This is a genomic window from Mycolicibacterium doricum, assembly GCF_010728155.1.
Taxonomy (GTDB): domain Bacteria; phylum Actinomycetota; class Actinomycetes; order Mycobacteriales; family Mycobacteriaceae; genus Mycobacterium; species Mycobacterium doricum.
In genome coordinates this window covers 1,412,309-1,426,713 of sequence record NZ_AP022605.1, presented here as the reverse complement: position 1 = coordinate 1,426,713, position 14,405 = coordinate 1,412,309, and the positions used below count along the sequence as shown (strand labels likewise).

Here is a 14,405-nt window from a genome sequence, read left to right as displayed (position 1 = left end):
AATATAGATGGCGCACTTCGAGATCGCGATCATCGGATCGGGCTCGGGCAACACGATTCTCGACCAGCGCTACGTCGACAAGCGGGTGGCCGTGTGCGAAGAAGGGGTGTTCGGCGGCACCTGCCTCAATGTCGGGTGCATCCCGACGAAGATGTTCGTGTACTCGGCCGGTATCGCCCAGAGTGTCGGTGATGCAAGGCGGTTCGGTATCGACGCCCACATCGACGGGGTTCGGTGGAGTGACATCGTGTCGCGCGTGTTCGGCCGGATCGACCCCCTGTCCACCGGCGGTGAGCACTACCGGCGTTCCACGCCCAACGTCGAGGTGTTCTCCAGCCACGCCCGGTTCGCCGGCGCTCTGCCCGACGGTCGGTACCGGTTGCGCACCGCCGACGGTGACGAGTTCACCGCCGACCAGGTGGTGATCGCCGCGGGTTCACGCGCGACGGTGCCCCCGGCGATCGCCGACTGCGGGGTGGCCTACCACACCAGCGACACCATCATGCGGCTGGCGGAGTTGCCCGAGCACGTCGTCATCGCCGGCGGCGGTTACGTCGCCGCGGAGTTCGCGCACATCTTCTCCTCACTGGGATCGCGGGTCACGATCGTCATCCGGGGTACGGCCATGCTCGCCGACGCCGACGACACTGTCTGCGAGCGCTTCACCGACATCGCGGGCAAGAAGTGGGAGATCCGCACCCGTCGCAACATCGTCGGCGGCTCGACCGACGAGTCAGGGGTCACGCTGAACCTCGACGATGGGTCAGCGCTGCGTGGGGACGTGCTGCTGGTCGCCACCGGCCGGGTGCCCAACGGCGATCGGCTCGATGCGCACCTGGCTGGAGTGGCGGTCGAGGACGGTCGGGTGACCGTCGACGAGTATCAGCGGACGACCGCACGCAACATCTTCGCGCTCGGCGACGTCAGCTCGCGCTACCAGCTCAAGCATGTCGCCAACCACGAAGCACGAGTGGTGAAGGAAAACCTGCTCGTCGACTGGGACGACACCGATGCGCTGATCCCGGCCAATCACCGCAACGTGCCGTCGGCGGTGTTCACCGAACCGCAGATCGCCTCGGTCGGTCTGACCGAGAATGATGCGCGTGCACAGGGTTTCCGGATCAGGAGCAAGGTCCAGGACTACAGCGACGTGGCCTGTGGGTGGGCGATGGAGGACAACGACGCCTTCGCCAAACTCATCGTCGACGACGACACCGGACTGCTACTCGGTGCCCACATCATGGGTCACCAAGCGTCGTCGATCATTCAGCCGCTGGTGCAGGCCATGGCGTTCGGGCTGCCCGCGCAGGACATGGCACGCGGACAGTACTGGATCCATCCGGCGTTGCCCGAGGTGGTGGAGAACGCTCTGCTGGCGCTTTGTGGTGAGCCGCCGTGGCCACCGGCCCGTCGGCACTGAGCTTCAGCTGGCGCAGCCGCCCGGCTGGTTTGGGCGGGGCGCTTCGCGCGGCACGAGGAGGTTCAGACGTTGGTCATGATCCGCAGTAGCCACGCCCGCAGTTTGGTCGCCGTCGGTGTAGTTGCGAGAATCCGCGTACGCCTTGGGTCACCGTCTCTGCACCTGATCCTCGGCGTCGGTGACGTTAGTGGTGTAGCGCTGCGCGGCGCGGTAGCCGGTGTCTTGAGGTCAAGCCATTTTTCTTCACCACCGCCGCGGCACCACGAAACCCCACGGTAGCTCCAGCCGGTGGGCCGACAGCAGGTCGCCGTCGCAGAGCAGTTCATCGATCGGCCCGTCGGCCACCACCACACCGGCGTCGACGATCACGGCGCGCGCACACAGTTGCGCGGCGTAGGGCAGGTCGTGGGTGACGACAATAGTCGTGGCACAGATGGTCTGCAGCGTCTCGGCGAGTTCGCGCCGCGCGACGGGGTCGAGGTTGGACGACGGTTCGTCGAGCACCAGGACCTCGGGTTCGCACGCCAGAACGGTTGCCAGCGCCGCGCGCCTGCGCTGACCGGCCGACAGATGACGGGGACTGCGGTCGGCCTCGCCGGTGAGCGACATCGCGTCCAGCGCGCGGCGCACCCGCGCGCCCAATTCGTCCCCGCGCACACCGAAGTTCGCGGGTCCGAACGCCACGTCCTGCGCGACGGTCGGCATGAACAGTTGGTCGTCGGGGTCCTGGAACACCAGGCCGACGCGTCTGCGGATGTCGGTGAGCGTCTTGCGGCCAACGGGAGTTCCGCCGATGTGCACGCTGCCTGCGGTCGCCTCGAGCACTCCGTTAAGGTGCAGCATGAGCGTCGTCTTGCCCGCACCGTTCGGCCCGAGCACCGCGATGCGCTCCCCGACGCCGATGGTGAGATCCACGCCGGCGAGTGCGACATGACCGTCGGGATAGACGTGCCGCAGTCGCTCGACGTGCACCGCGGGCACACTCATACGCCGGCCCAGGTGGCCCACGCGGCCGCCGCCACCACGGCGGCCGCCACGGCGGGCAGCAGAGCCACCGCCCACTGCCCCCGACTAGCCGGCGGCGGTGCCCCGACTGCGGCCAGATCAGGTGCACGACCGTCGAAACCCCTGGAGAGCATGGCCAGGTGGACGCGTTCGCCCCGTTCGTAGGACCGCAGGAACAGCGCACCGACGCCGGTGGCTACGGCGCCGGCCTGGTGTAGCGCACGTGGCGAGTCGCCGCGCGAGATGCGGGCGATCCGCATGCGTCCCGCCTCGGCCGCCAGCAGATCGACGTAGCGGATCATCAGCACGAGCACGGAGGTCATGACGGCCGGCACCCGTAATCGGCTCAGGGCGCCGGGCAGTTCGGCCGCCGGGGTGGTCGCAGCTACGGTCAGGGCGGCGGCCACACCGAGCATTCCCTTGGCGACGATGCCCCAGGCGGCGTAGAGGCCGGCGACCGAAAGGGACACTCCGGCGACGTCGGTTCGCTCACCCCCTTCGGCGAACGGCAAAAGCACCGCGAGCACCACGAACGGCGCCTCGATCAGCATGCGGGGCAGCGCCCAGCGCGGCGGGATGCGCGCCGCCCACCACACCGCGGCCACGATCACCGCGAACAGGGCGTACGGCCACACGAGTTCCCGCGGGGCGGCGACGACGGCGAGCAGGCATGCCACCAGGCAGACGATCTTCGTCTCGGCCGGCATCCGATGCACGGCGGAGTCACCGCGCCGGTAGAGCGGATGCCCGCCCGCCCCCACGGTCAACTCCTGCTGCGGCGGCCGCGGGAGATGAACCAGAACAGCGCCGACCCGGCGGCGGCCGTGACCAACACACCGACCACGCCCGCTACACCGTTGGTTCCGGACCGCCCGCCCACCCGGTAGTCGGCCAGTGGTGAATCTGCCATGGCATGTTCGTCGGCGTGCTGGGCGATACAGTCACCGGTCAACGATTCGCCTTCGGCGGTCCCGGAGATCTCACAGCCGCGTAGCGTGGTGGCCTCCAGCCCGTCCGGGCTGGCGCTCACGGCGTACGACAACCCGCCCGCGACGACGACGGTGACAGCGGCGCAGACGATCCAGAAAAGCCTGTTCACACCGGCACCTGCGCTCTCGGTTTGCGCATCAGATACACCAGGTCCGGGCGCACCCGTACGACGGCCACCACGGTGAGAGCGGTGATGGCGCCCTCCCCTACTCCGATCAGCACGTGCATCCCACCCATGTAGGCCAGCACCGCAGCCAGTGACGCTGGAGCCGCTCCCCCGATGGCGAACTCGAGCACGAAACCGGTTGCTGCGCAGACGGTGGCGACCAGTGCGGCGAGGAACGCGACGACGGCGACGGCAGTCACCGACACGTGTGCCCTGCGCCGGACCAACGCGTACAGCAACACGGCACTGCCGTAGCCGGCGGCAACCCCGAACACCGCCATGTTGATGATGTTCGGGCCGAGTGCGGTGACGCCGCCGTCGGCGAACAACAGCGCCTGCACCGTGAGCACCAGCGCGATGCACAGGGCGCCGGCGAAGGGGCCGACGAGAATGGCGGCCAGTGCTCCGCCGAGCAGATGCCCGCTGACGCCGGGCAGGATCGGGAAGTTGACCATCTGTACGGCGAAGATGAACGCTGCGACCAGTCCGGCCAGCGGCACCGCACGCTCGTCGAGTTCGGATCGCGCGCGGGTGACGCAGAAGCCAAGGGCGCCTATGGCCGTCACTCCGAGCAGCAGTGATGTCGGGGCGTTGACGATGCCGTCGCTCAGGTGCATGGCGATGTGGTGGACGTTCACTCCCCGAGCGTAGAACCGCTGGTTATATCTGTCCAGATGAACACATGTTCAGAAGGATTCAAAGCCGCTGCGCATCGTGTGGAGGGCACCGTAGCAGGCCCACCGGTCCGACAGATCGGGGCTGTGACGCTGGTGACGCGGCCGAGCGCCTCGAGGACGGATCGGCAGTCGCTGATCTGGGCCCCCATCAGTCCTCTACCGCTCGGTGGGCCCGATCAGCCGTGCCGGGCGCCGATCCAGTGCAGCAAGTCGTGCACAATCTCGTCGTCGAGGCGGTAGCTGACCGCCCGCCCCACGCGCGTCGAGCTCACCCAACCCTGCTGCCGCAGTACCCGCAGGGCCTGGGAAACCGCGTTCTCCGAGCGGCCGAGCGCGGCGGCGAGGTCGCTGACACGAATTCCGGGTGCACGGTGCAGGCTCAGCAGGATCTCCAGCCGGTGGGGATCGGACAGCAGGTCGAAGCGCTGCGTCCAACCACCGGTGTCGACGTCGGCCAGCGCCGAGGCCGCCCGCTCGACCAGTCTTTGCTCACCGGGTTGCTCCACTGCTGCCAATCTAATCGAGGAAGCCGTGCAGCAGCGCCGCCGAACCCGCGACATGTGCCCGCATCTCCCGTTCCGCCGCAGCGACGTCCCCGGCAAGGATCGCGGTGACGATCTGGCGGTGCTGCTCGTCGGAATGGGAGATGTTGCAGGCCAGCAGCGGGATCTGGTCGAGCATCGCGTTCAGTCGCATGCGATTCTCGGCAACCAACGGCACCAGCGACCGGGATCCCGCGGCGCCTCGGCGGCGCCATCCGGGCGGCGCCGACCTCGAGGACTTCCCGCAACCGCCGGGCGTCTTCGATTTGGTCGCGCGTCACTCTCCGTTCGGGCGGCAGTGACTCACCGGGCGCAGCAGCGTCTCGCTGGCGCGCTGCGGTTCCGGTTCGGTGCTCATCTCCTACAGCGGCGTCACGTAGTGGCCGGTGATGCCACCATCGACGAGGAACGTCGAGCCGGTGATGAACGATGCGTCGTCGCTGGCGAGAAACGCCACCGCGGCGGCAAGCTCCGCCGGTTCGGCGAACCGCCCCATCGGCACGTGCACCAGCCGCCGCGCCGCGCGCTCGGGATTCTTGGCGAACAACTCCTGCAGCAGCGGGGTGTTCACCGGCCCGGGGCATAGCGCGTTGACCCGGATCCCCTGCCGCGCGAATTGGATTCCCAGTTCGCGCGACATCGCCAGCACACCACCCTTGGACGCGGTGTAGGAGATCTGCGAAGTGGCCGAGCCGTTCACCGCGACGAACGACGCGGTGTTGACGATCGAGCCCTTCTGCGCCGGCACCATGTGACGCAACGCGGCCTTGCAGCAGAAGAACACCGACTTCAGGTTGGTGTCCTGCACGCGGTCCCACGCGTCGGTACCGGTGTTCTCGATCAGGTCGTCCTCGGGCGGGCTGATGCCCGCGTTGTTGAAGGCGATGTCCACCGAACCGTGGGTCTCGGCGGCGGTGTCGAAGAGGGCGTCGACGGCGACCCGGTCGGAGACGTCGACCTGGACGAAGGTTCCGTTGAGGTCGTCGGCGACGGTCTTGCCCGTTGCGGGATCGATGTCACCGATCACGATGATGGCGCCTTCGGCGCGCATACGTTCGGCGGTGGCCAGCCCGATACCGCTGGCGCCACCGGTGATGACGGCGACCTTGCCGGCCAGGCGCTGGGTCAGATCCACTTAGCTCTCCTCCGATACTGCGAAGAACACGTTCTTCGTCTCGGTGAACGACAGCGGGGCGTCGGGTCCGAGTTCGCGGCCGAGCCCGGACTGTTTGAAGCCGCCGAAGGGGGTGCTGTACCGGACCGAGGAATGCGAATTCACCGACAAATTGCCCGATTCCAGAGCACGGGAGACCCGTACCGCCCGTGACAGGTTCTCGGTCCAGATTGAGCCCGACAGCCCGTATGGGGTGTCGTTGCCGAGCGCGATGGCGTCGGCCTCGTCGTCGAACGGCAGGACCGTCACCACGGGTCCGAAGATCTCCTCGGTGACCGTGCGGTCGGTGCGCTGCGGGGTGAGCACCGTCGGCGCGAACCAGTAGCCGCGTCCCTCGGGTGCGGCGCCGCGGAAGGCGACCGGTGCGTCGTCGGACACGTAGGACGCCACCGATTGCCAGTGTTTCTTGCTGACCAGCGGGCCCATCTCGGTGTCACGCGATGCCGGGTCACCGACCTTGACCCCCTTGACTGCGGGCTCGAGCAGCTCCATGAACCGGTCGTACACATTGCGCTGCACCAGGATCCGGCTACGTGCGCAGCAATCCTGTCCGGCGTTGTCGAAGACCCCGTAGGGAGCGGTGGCGGCGGCCTTCTCCAGATCGCAGTCGTCGAAGACGATGTTGGCGCTCTTGCCGCCCAACTCCAGGGTGACCCGCTTGACCTGTGCGGCCGCCCCGGCCATCACCCGGGTGCCCACCTCGGTGGAACCGGTGAACACGATCTTGGGCACGTCGGGATGGGTGACGAACCGCTCGCCCACCACCGACCCCCGGCCAGGCAGCACCTGCAAGAGGTCGGCGGGCAGGCCCGCTTCGATGGCCAGTTCACCGAGTCGGAGCGACGTCAGCGGCGTCCACTCGGCGGGTTTGAGCACCACGGCGTTGCCCGCGGCGAGCGCCGGTGCGAATCCCCACGCCGCGATCGTCATCGGGAAGTTCCAGGGCGTGATCACGCCGACCACCCCGAGCGGCTCGTTGAACGTGACGTCGAGACCGCCGGTCACCGGAATCTGTCTCCCAGACAAGCGTTCCGGGCTCGCCGAATAGAACTGCAGGACGTCGCGGACGTGCCCGGCCTCCCATTCGGCACTGCCGATGGGGTGTCCGGAGTTGGCCACCTCCAGCCGGGCCAACTCGTCGACGTGCGCGTCGACCACCGCGGCGAACGAACGCAGTGCGCCCGCGCGGTCGGCCGGCGCGAGTCGCGCCCACCTCTGCTGGGCTGACTTCGCCCGCGCCACCGCATCGTCGACGCGATCGACGTCGAGCAGTTCGACGCTCCCAAGCACCTCCTCGGTCGCCGGGTTGATCACCTCACTGGAGGTCACGTACTCGCCCTTTCCGTCCCATACTGGCCGGCGGCCGCCACCATTGCGGCGAACAACCGCAGATCGTCGAGCCGTTCTTCGGGATGCCACTGCACCGCCACCACCCACTGGTCGGGATGGCAGGCCCGGTCCAATTCGACCGCCTCGATCACCCCGTCGTCGTCACGGGCGCTCACAATCAGACCGTCGCCGACCCGGTCGATCGCCTGGTGGTGGTAACACTGCGCATCCGAGGTCTTCCCGATCAAATCCGCCAGTCGCGTCCCGGGTTCAATCCGCACCGCCGAGGTGCCGAACACCGCGTCGCCCTTCTGGTGATGGGTGTGGCCGAGCACGTCGGGCAGGTGCTGGATCAGGGTGCCGCCCAGCGCCACGTTGAGCACCTGTGCGCCGCGGCAGATCCCGAGCACCGGAACACCGCGCCGCAGGGCCTCGTCGAGCAGCGTGAGCTCCCATGCGTCACGGACGTGGTCTGGCTCGTCGGTGGTGGGGTGGGGCTGCTGGCCGTAACGGCCCGGGTCGACGTCCTTGCCGCCGGTGAGGATCAACCCGTCGAGGCCGTCGAGCACCCGGGCCGCCGCGCCGCAGTCGACCGGCTGGGGAGGCAGCAGCACCGCGACGCCTCCGGCCAGGTTCACGCCCCGGAAGTAGATCGCGGGCAGGAAGCTCGCGTGCACATCCCAGACACCGGTCTGCGCCTGCTGCAGGTAGGTGGTCATCCCGAGCACGGGGATGCGCAAGTCAGAGCCGCTCAAAACCGCGTACCCTTTCCCAATCGGTCACCGCGGCGTTGAAGGCGTTCAGCTCCACGCGCGCGTAGTTCAGGTAGTGGTCGACGACGTCGTCCCCGAACGCCGCACGGGCGGTGTCGGAACGGTCGAACAGCTCGGCGGCCTCGGACAGCGTCGTGGGCAGACGTTCGGCGCCACTGGTATAGGCGTTCCCCGCCACCGGTTCCGGCAGTTCGAGCTCGTTCTCGATGCCGTACAGCCCCCCGGCGATGAGCGCGGACACCGCCAGGTACTGGTTGACGTCACCCCCGGGTGCGCGGTTCTCCATCCGCATACCTGCGCCGTGGCCTACGACCCGCAGCGCGCAGGTGCGGTTGTCGAAACCCCAGGCGATCGCGGTGGGTGCGAAGCTCCCTTCGGCGAACCGCTTGTAGGAGTTGATGTTCGGCGCATAGCACAGCGAGAATTCGCGCATCGTGGCGAGCTGGCCGGCGATGAAGCTTCGGAACAGCGGCGTCATCCCGTCCTCGGCGCCGTCGTCGGCGAACACCGCACTGCCGTCGCTGCCGCGCAGCGAGATGTGGATGTGGCAGCTGTTGCCTTCGCGCTCATCGAATTTCGCCATGAAGGTCAGGCTCTTGCCGTGCTGGTCGGCGATCTCCTTGGAACCGTTCTTGTAGATCGTGTGGTTGTCGCACGTCACCCGCGCGTGGTCGTACCGGAACCCGATTTCCTGCTGGCCGAGGTTGCACTCCCCCTTGACGCCTTCGCAGTACATCCCGGCGCCCTCCATACCGAGGCGGATGTCGCGCAGCAGCGGCTCCATCCGGGTAGACGCCAGCATCGCGTAGTCGATGTTGTAGTCGGTGGCCGGCTTCAGACCTCGGTACCCCGCCGCCCACGCCGCGCGGAACGAGTCGTCGAACACCATGAACTCCAGTTCGGTGGCCGCGTACGGCACCAGATCCCTCTTCGCGAGCCGTTCGATCTGGCGGTTGAGGATGCTCCGCGGCGCCTGGCGAACCGGACGAACGTCGGGCCCCTGCGTATCCCAAGACAGATCGGCCGTCACCAGCGCGGTGCCCGGCAACCACGGGATCAGCCGCAGCGTGTCGAGATCCGGCGTCATCACCATGTCGCCGTAGCCGGTCTCCCAGCTGGACATCGCGTATCCGCCGACGGTGTTGTTGTCGACGTCGACCGCCAGCAGGTAATTGCAGCATTCCGCGCCGTGTGCGGCGACGTCGTCGACGAACAGCCGTGCCGAGATCCGTTTGCCGGTCAGCCGGCCCTGCATATCGGTGAAGGCGACGACGACCGTGTCGATCTCGCGCTGGGCCACCATGCGTTCAAGGTCAGCCTGCGCCAACATGCCAGTCCCGGTCCCCATGTGCGCACCTTTCTCATGGGCTCCGTTACTGCCGCGAAGCCAACCTCGAGCCAGCGATGTGCCGAAGTTCCCTCCACGAGCTGGACAAGGTCGCCACTGTCAAAGGTAGGCCATCAGACCTTTGGCATCCTATGCTCCAATGTGCGGCGCGCGCTGCCCGGACTCTGACAAACCCCGGCGCCACCCGGGCTGGGGAAGCCCGACGTCGATCAGCACACCGTCCGGCCGGCGTCCACGATCGACATCTGTCGATTGTTCCGCGACCGGACGGAGAGCATGTCGAGTGCCTGCTTCTCGTTCGACGCGACAGGCATCAGCTCGTCGGGCCGAACCGTCTGAAGGTAGGGCTGCACGGCGGGGCCGGCGAGCATCACCCAGTTCGCGCCCGTCTCGCGAGCCTGGTAACTCCACGCCCGCAGCGCTCGGAAGCCGGCAACCGACAGGAACGCCACACCGGACAGGTCGAGTATCCCCGGACCGCGCCGGGTGACCACCGGTTGCACGACTGCGGCGAGCTCCTCGGCTTCGGCGGCGTCGACCTCGCCGGTCAAGGTCAGCACCTCGACAGGGCCGTCGGACAGCGCGAGACACGCACCACCGTATTGGACCGATTCGCTCTTGGACGCACTCCTCGAAGCGGGAGTGAGATCTGCCACCGCGTGCGCATACCCGATGGCGACGAGGGTATGCGCACGCCGTGAGGTTGATGGTCACGGCACGGACGCGCTTTCGCCTCCGCCGAACGTTGCAAGCCCGGTCGCGGTAAGGTCTACCCGATGTGTGGAGCCACCGGCGAGGTGCGCCTCGACGGCCGAACCCCTGACCTGGCCGCCGTCTCGGCGATGGCCGAGACGTTGTCACCGCGTGGCCCGGACGGCGCAGGGGCATGGTCGCAGGGCCGGGTTGCGCTGGGACACCGTCGCCTCAAGATCATCGACCTGTCCGAGGCTGGCGCCCAGCCCATGGTCGACGCCGAACTCGGCCTGGCCATCGCTTGGAACGGCTGCATCTACAACTACCAGCAGCTGCGCGACGAACTGAGCGGCCACGGGTACCGGTTCTTCTCGACCAGCGACACCGAGGTACTGCTCAAGGCCTACGACCACTGGGGCGACCGATTCGTCGAGCGCCTCTACGGGATGTTCGCGTTCGCGATCGTCGAGCGCGACAGCGGTCGGGTGTTGCTGGGCCGCGACCGGCTGGGCATCAAACCCCTGTACATCTCCGAGGACACCCACCGCATCCGCTTCGCCTCGTCGTTGCCGGCCTTGGTCGCCGGCGGTGGTGTGGACACCCGCATCGACCCGGTGGCGCTGCACCACTACCTGTCCTTCCATTCCGTCGTCCCGGCGCCACTGACGATCCTGCGCGGCGTGAAGAAGGTCCCACCGGCGTCGCTGATCGCGATCGAACCCGACGGCAGGCGGACCACCACGACGTACTGGACCCCCGACTTCACCCGGCACGCCGACCGCGCCGACTGGTCCGAACAGGATTGGGAGGACGCGGTGTTGGCCGCCCTGCGGCGCGCCGTCGAGCGGCGGCTGGTGTCCGATGTTCCGGTGGGTTGCCTGCTGTCGGGCGGGGTCGACTCCAGCCTGATCGTCGGCCTGCTCGCCGAGGCGGGTCAGGCCGGCCTCCAGACGTTCTCGATCGGCTTCGAATCGGTCAACGGCGTGGCCGGGGACGAGTTCAAGTACTCCGACATCGTCGCGCGGCGGTTCGGCACCGACCACCACCAGATCCGGATCGACACCGCACGCATGCTGCCCGCGCTCGACGGCGCGATCGGCGCGATGAGCGAGCCGATGGTCAGCCATGACTGTGTGGCCTTCTACCTGCTCAGCCAGGAGGTGGCCAAGTACGTCAAGGTGGTGCAGTCGGGCCAGGGTGCCGACGAGGTGTTCGCCGGCTACCACTGGTATCCGCCGATGGCCGAACCCGGCGCCGCGTCGGTGGAGGGTTCGGTGGCCAGTTACCGGGCGGCGTTCTTCGACCGCGACCCGGACGCGCTCGGTAAACTCGTCACTGCCCCGTACTTCGCCGACGGTGATCCCAGCGGCCGGTTCGTCACCGAGCACTTCGCGCGGGAGGGGGCCGCGACCGGGATCGACCGGGCGCTGCGCCTCGACACCATGGTGATGCTGGTCGACGACCCGGTGAAACGCGTCGACAACATGACGATGGCCTGGGGTCTGGAGGGCCGCGTGCCGTTCCTGGACCACGAACTGGTCGAACTGGCTGCCACCTGCCCTCCCGACCACAAGACCGCCCAGGGTGGTAAAGGGGTGCTCAAGGAGGCGGCGCGCCGGGTGATCCCCGCCGACGTCATCGACCGCCCGAAGGGGTACTTCCCAGTCCCGGCGCTTACCCACCTCGAGGGGCCGTACCTCGACCTCGTCAGGGATGCGCTGTCAGCCCCGGCCGCCAAGGAACGCAATCTGTTCCGGCCCGAGGCGGTCGATCGGCTGATGGCCGATCCGAACGGCCGGCTCACCCCGCTGCGCGGCAACGAGTTGTGGCAGATCGCGCTGCTGGAGCTGTGGCTGCAGCGGCACGGGATCACGGGGCCGGCCGCATGACCGACCTCGGGTCGCATCTGGACCCCGACAGCGACCACACCGAGGCCATCACCCTCGGGCTGCACGACGCGTCGCCACCGCACCTGGTGGACGCGATGGCCGACGACATCGTCCTCGAACTGGGCTGGGGCCGTCTGATTTTCGGTCAGACCTTCGCTGATCCAGAGAAGCTGGCGAAGGTGCTGCAGCACGAGGGCCCCGGCCGGCGCGACATCTGCATCTACGCCCGGGAATCGCACGTACTGGTGTCGCGCTCGCCATCGGAACTGTTCATCGATCCCAGCCACACCTACCGGTTGCGCTTCAACGAGGGCGGCGAAACACCCGACCCCACGCCGACCGGGTTCACGGTCCGGTCGTTGAAGGACCCGTCCGACGCCGACGCGATGAACCGGGTGTACGTGCAGTGCGGCATGGTTCCCGCCCCGACCGACGTCATCTGGGAAAACCACAACGGAACCGAGGCGGTCGACTACCTGGTCGCGGTGCGTGACGACGACGGCAGTGTGGTCGGCACGGTGACCGGCGTCGACCACAAGCTGCTGTTCAACGATCCCGAAGACGGGTCGAGCCTGTGGACGCTGGCTGTCGACCCGACCTCGAGCCTGCCCGGCGTGGGCGCCGCGCTCACCCGCGCGCTGGCCCGGTTGTTCCGTGCGCGCGGACGGTCGTACATGGATCTGTCGGTGGCCCACAACAACACTGCGGCGATCGCTCTCTACGAGAAACTTGGATTCCAGCGCGTGCCCGTCCTGGCGGTCAAGCGCAAGAACGCGATCAACGAACCGCTCTTCACGCACTCCCCCGAGACCGTCGACGATCTCAACCCGTACGCGCGTATCATCGCCGACGAGGCGATCCGCCGCGGTATCTGGGTCGAGGTGCTCGACGCAGGCGCCGGCGAGATGCGGCTGAGCCACGGTGGGCGCACCGTCATCACCCGCGAATCCTTGTCGGAGTTCACTTCAGCGGTGGCGATGGCGCGTTGCGACGACAAACGACAGACCCGGCGAATCGTCTCGGAGGCCGGGATCACGGTGCCCAGGGGGCGGCTGGCGACGTTCGGCGAGCAGGATCACGAATTCCTCGCCGAGGTGGGCGATGTCGTGGTCAAACCGACGCGCGGCGAACAGGGCAAGGGCATCACCGTCGGCATCGAGAGCCCCGATGAACTCGACGCGGCCCTGGCCCGTGCCCGCGAGCAGCACCCCGAGGTGCTGATCGAACAGCGTGCGCACGGCGACGACCTGCGCCTGGTGGTCATCGACGGCAAAGTGGTCGCGGCCGCGTTGCGGATGCCGGCGGAGATCGTGGGCACCGGCAAGCACACGATCCGCGAACTCATCGAGACCCAGAGTCGGCGGCGGGCGGCCGCGACGGGCGGGGAGTCGCATATTCCCATGGACAGGGTCACCGAGGGCACCGTCAGAGAGGCGGGCTGGTCGCTGGACGACGTACTGCCGGAAGGGGAACGGCTGCGGGTACGCCGCACGGCCAACCTCCATCAGGGCGGCACCATCCAAGACGTCACCGCAGAGGTGAACCCGGAGCTGTGCCGGGTTGCGGTGGCCGCCGCGGAGGCGATCGGCATCCCGGTCACCGGGATCGACCTGCTGGTGCCCGACGTCACCGGTCTGGACTACGTGTTCATCGAAGCCAACGAACGCCCGGGGTTGGCGAATCACGAACCGCAGCCCACCGCAGCGGCGTTCGTCGACTTCCTGTTCCCCATGCAACCCGGTCTGCCGCAGGCGTGGACCCCGGATAAAACGCCCTCGTAGTCACCAGGTGCTGGTGCGCAGCACGATCTCCGAGGCGAGCTGCGCCGTCGAATCGACGGCGTTGCGTCGGCCCAGCAGGTCGACGAGGCGATAGTCCCCGTAGACGAAACGCTGGCTTGCCTTGGCCACCGCATGTGACGCCGGCGTGCTGACCAGTGCGGTGGTGTTCATCTCCACGGGCGGGCAGTGTTGATCGCGCACGACGCCGGCCGGATCGGGGACACGCGGATGACCCCGGTCGATCACCACCAGCCCGATGAACCGGTCGAGGCGGGTGGCGGCCAGTTCCCAGGCCAGTTCGCCGCCGCGCCGGTCACCGACCAGCAGCGCCCACCGGACGTCGATCGCGTCGAGGATCCCGACCACGGACTCACCCGTGAGCCGCGGATCGGCTCCGATCACCACGGTGCGCAGCGACGCGGTGTGCAGGCGCTGGCAGACCCCGTCGTAGGCCGCCGGCGAGTGCTGGGCCGCGCCGAGCAGCACCACGGCCGAACCCTTCTCCGGGCCTGCCACGTCCACCGGCACGGGGAAACCGTCGGCGGTGACCATGGAGGAGAGCACTCGGCCACGCTACCGGGTACGCTGACCCGACGGGTGCCAATGTCGGTGTTGCTC

The 14,405-nt window shown here is 68.1% G+C and carries 14 protein-coding genes and 1 pseudogene; 3 read left to right on the top strand and 12 right to left on the bottom strand.

The features are described 5' to 3' along the window. Positions 1 to 7 precede the first annotated feature (7 nt). Positions 8 to 1,420: a mycothione reductase gene (gene mtr / locus G6N07_RS07085; protein ID WP_085191071.1), complete on the top strand. Its 1,413-nt coding sequence runs from the start codon at positions 8 to 10 to the stop codon at positions 1,418 to 1,420. Positions 1,421 to 1,663: 243 nt separating this feature from the next. Here mtr and G6N07_RS07080 read toward each other — a convergent pair whose 3' ends face one another. From G6N07_RS07080 to G6N07_RS07030, 11 genes and pseudogenes are all read right to left on the bottom strand, one after another. Next, the gene (locus tag G6N07_RS07080) at positions 1,664 to 2,407 is read right to left on the bottom strand and encodes an energy-coupling factor ABC transporter ATP-binding protein (protein ID WP_085191073.1); all 744 of its coding nucleotides are present in this window, start codon (positions 2,405 to 2,407) and stop codon (positions 1,664 to 1,666) included. Continuing rightward, on the bottom strand, positions 2,404 to 3,186 hold the full coding sequence (gene cbiQ / locus G6N07_RS07075) for a cobalt ECF transporter T component CbiQ (protein WP_085191075.1): 783 nt from the start codon (positions 3,184 to 3,186) through the stop codon (positions 2,404 to 2,406). Before cbiQ ends, G6N07_RS07080 begins: the two co-directional genes overlap by 4 nt. A 2-nt stretch (positions 3,187 to 3,188) precedes the next feature. Continuing rightward, positions 3,189 to 3,524, bottom strand: a complete 336-nt coding sequence (locus G6N07_RS07070; RefSeq protein ID WP_085191077.1) for a PDGLE domain-containing protein — start codon at positions 3,522 to 3,524, stop codon at positions 3,189 to 3,191. Continuing rightward, the gene (locus G6N07_RS07065; protein WP_085191079.1) at positions 3,521 to 4,219 is read right to left on the bottom strand and encodes an energy-coupling factor ABC transporter permease; all 699 of its coding nucleotides are present in this window, start codon (positions 4,217 to 4,219) and stop codon (positions 3,521 to 3,523) included. The genes G6N07_RS07070 and G6N07_RS07065 overlap by 4 nt, the downstream gene beginning before the upstream one ends. 215 nt (positions 4,220 to 4,434) lie before the next feature. Next, positions 4,435 to 4,773 (bottom strand): ArsR/SmtB family transcription factor, encoded by a 339-nt coding sequence (locus tag G6N07_RS07060; RefSeq protein WP_085191081.1) that lies wholly within the window; start codon positions 4,771 to 4,773, stop codon positions 4,435 to 4,437. A 1-nt stretch (position 4,774) separates the two neighbouring features. Beyond that, positions 4,775 to 5,084, bottom strand: a pseudogene (locus tag G6N07_RS07055) (FCD domain-containing protein); the annotation flags it as partial. 77 nt (positions 5,085 to 5,161) lie between these two features. Then, positions 5,162 to 5,935 (bottom strand): 3-oxoacyl-ACP reductase, encoded by a 774-nt coding sequence (locus G6N07_RS07050; RefSeq protein ID WP_085191083.1) that lies wholly within the window; start codon positions 5,933 to 5,935, stop codon positions 5,162 to 5,164. Further along, the gene (locus tag G6N07_RS07045; protein ID WP_085191084.1) at positions 5,936 to 7,303 is read right to left on the bottom strand and encodes an aldehyde dehydrogenase family protein; all 1,368 of its coding nucleotides are present in this window, start codon (positions 7,301 to 7,303) and stop codon (positions 5,936 to 5,938) included. Then, positions 7,300 to 8,058 carry a gamma-glutamyl-gamma-aminobutyrate hydrolase family protein gene (locus G6N07_RS07040; protein ID WP_099050221.1) on the bottom strand — a complete coding sequence of 253 codons (759 nt, stop codon included), beginning with the start codon at positions 8,056 to 8,058 and terminating at the stop codon, positions 7,300 to 7,302. Before G6N07_RS07040 ends, G6N07_RS07045 begins: the two co-directional genes overlap by 4 nt. Then, entirely contained in the window at positions 8,045 to 9,424 is a 1,380-nt protein-coding gene (locus tag G6N07_RS07035; RefSeq protein WP_085191086.1) for a glutamine synthetase family protein, read from the bottom strand. The genes G6N07_RS07040 and G6N07_RS07035 overlap by 14 nt, the downstream gene beginning before the upstream one ends. Positions 9,425 to 9,633: 209 nt before the next feature. Beyond that, entirely contained in the window at positions 9,634 to 9,975 is a 342-nt protein-coding gene (locus G6N07_RS07030; protein WP_163784134.1) for an STAS domain-containing protein, read from the bottom strand. Positions 9,976 to 10,200: 225 nt separating this feature from the next. Here G6N07_RS07030 and G6N07_RS07025 point away from each other — a divergent pair, with 225 nt between their 5' ends. Both G6N07_RS07025 and ngg read left to right on the top strand, forming a co-directional pair. Beyond that, positions 10,201 to 12,006 (top strand): N-acetylglutaminylglutamine amidotransferase, encoded by a 1,806-nt coding sequence (locus tag G6N07_RS07025; RefSeq protein WP_085191090.1) that lies wholly within the window; start codon positions 10,201 to 10,203, stop codon positions 12,004 to 12,006. After that, positions 12,003 to 13,787, top strand: a complete 1,785-nt coding sequence (ngg, locus tag G6N07_RS07020) for an N-acetylglutaminylglutamine synthetase (protein ID WP_085191190.1) — start codon at positions 12,003 to 12,005, stop codon at positions 13,785 to 13,787. The genes G6N07_RS07025 and ngg overlap by 4 nt, the downstream gene beginning before the upstream one ends. Here the strand turns inward: ngg and G6N07_RS07015 are convergent, their stop codons facing one another. After that, on the bottom strand, positions 13,788 to 14,339 hold the full coding sequence (locus G6N07_RS07015; protein WP_085191091.1) for an alpha/beta fold hydrolase: 552 nt from the start codon (positions 14,337 to 14,339) through the stop codon (positions 13,788 to 13,790). It abuts the gene before it with no gap. Positions 14,340 to 14,405 lie beyond the last annotated feature (66 nt).

What these genes read in the sequence shown, in the direction of transcription:
- mtr (WP_085191071.1), top strand. Translation starts at nt 8, where the DNA reads ATGGCGCACTTCGAGATCGCGATCATCGGATCGGGCTCGGGCAACACG.
- G6N07_RS07080 (WP_085191073.1), bottom strand. Translation starts at nt 2,407, where the DNA reads ATGAGTGTGCCCGCGGTGCACGTCGAGCGACTGCGGCACGTCTATCCC.
- G6N07_RS07025 (WP_085191090.1), top strand. Translation starts at nt 10,201, where the DNA reads ATGTGTGGAGCCACCGGCGAGGTGCGCCTCGACGGCCGAACCCCTGAC.
- G6N07_RS07015 (WP_085191091.1), bottom strand. Translation starts at nt 14,339, where the DNA reads ATGGTCACCGCCGACGGTTTCCCCGTGCCGGTGGACGTGGCAGGCCCG.
- ngg (WP_085191190.1), top strand. Translation starts at nt 12,003, where the DNA reads ATGACCGACCTCGGGTCGCATCTGGACCCCGACAGCGACCACACCGAG.
- G6N07_RS07035 (WP_085191086.1), bottom strand. Translation starts at nt 9,424, where the DNA reads ATGGGGACCGGGACTGGCATGTTGGCGCAGGCTGACCTTGAACGCATG.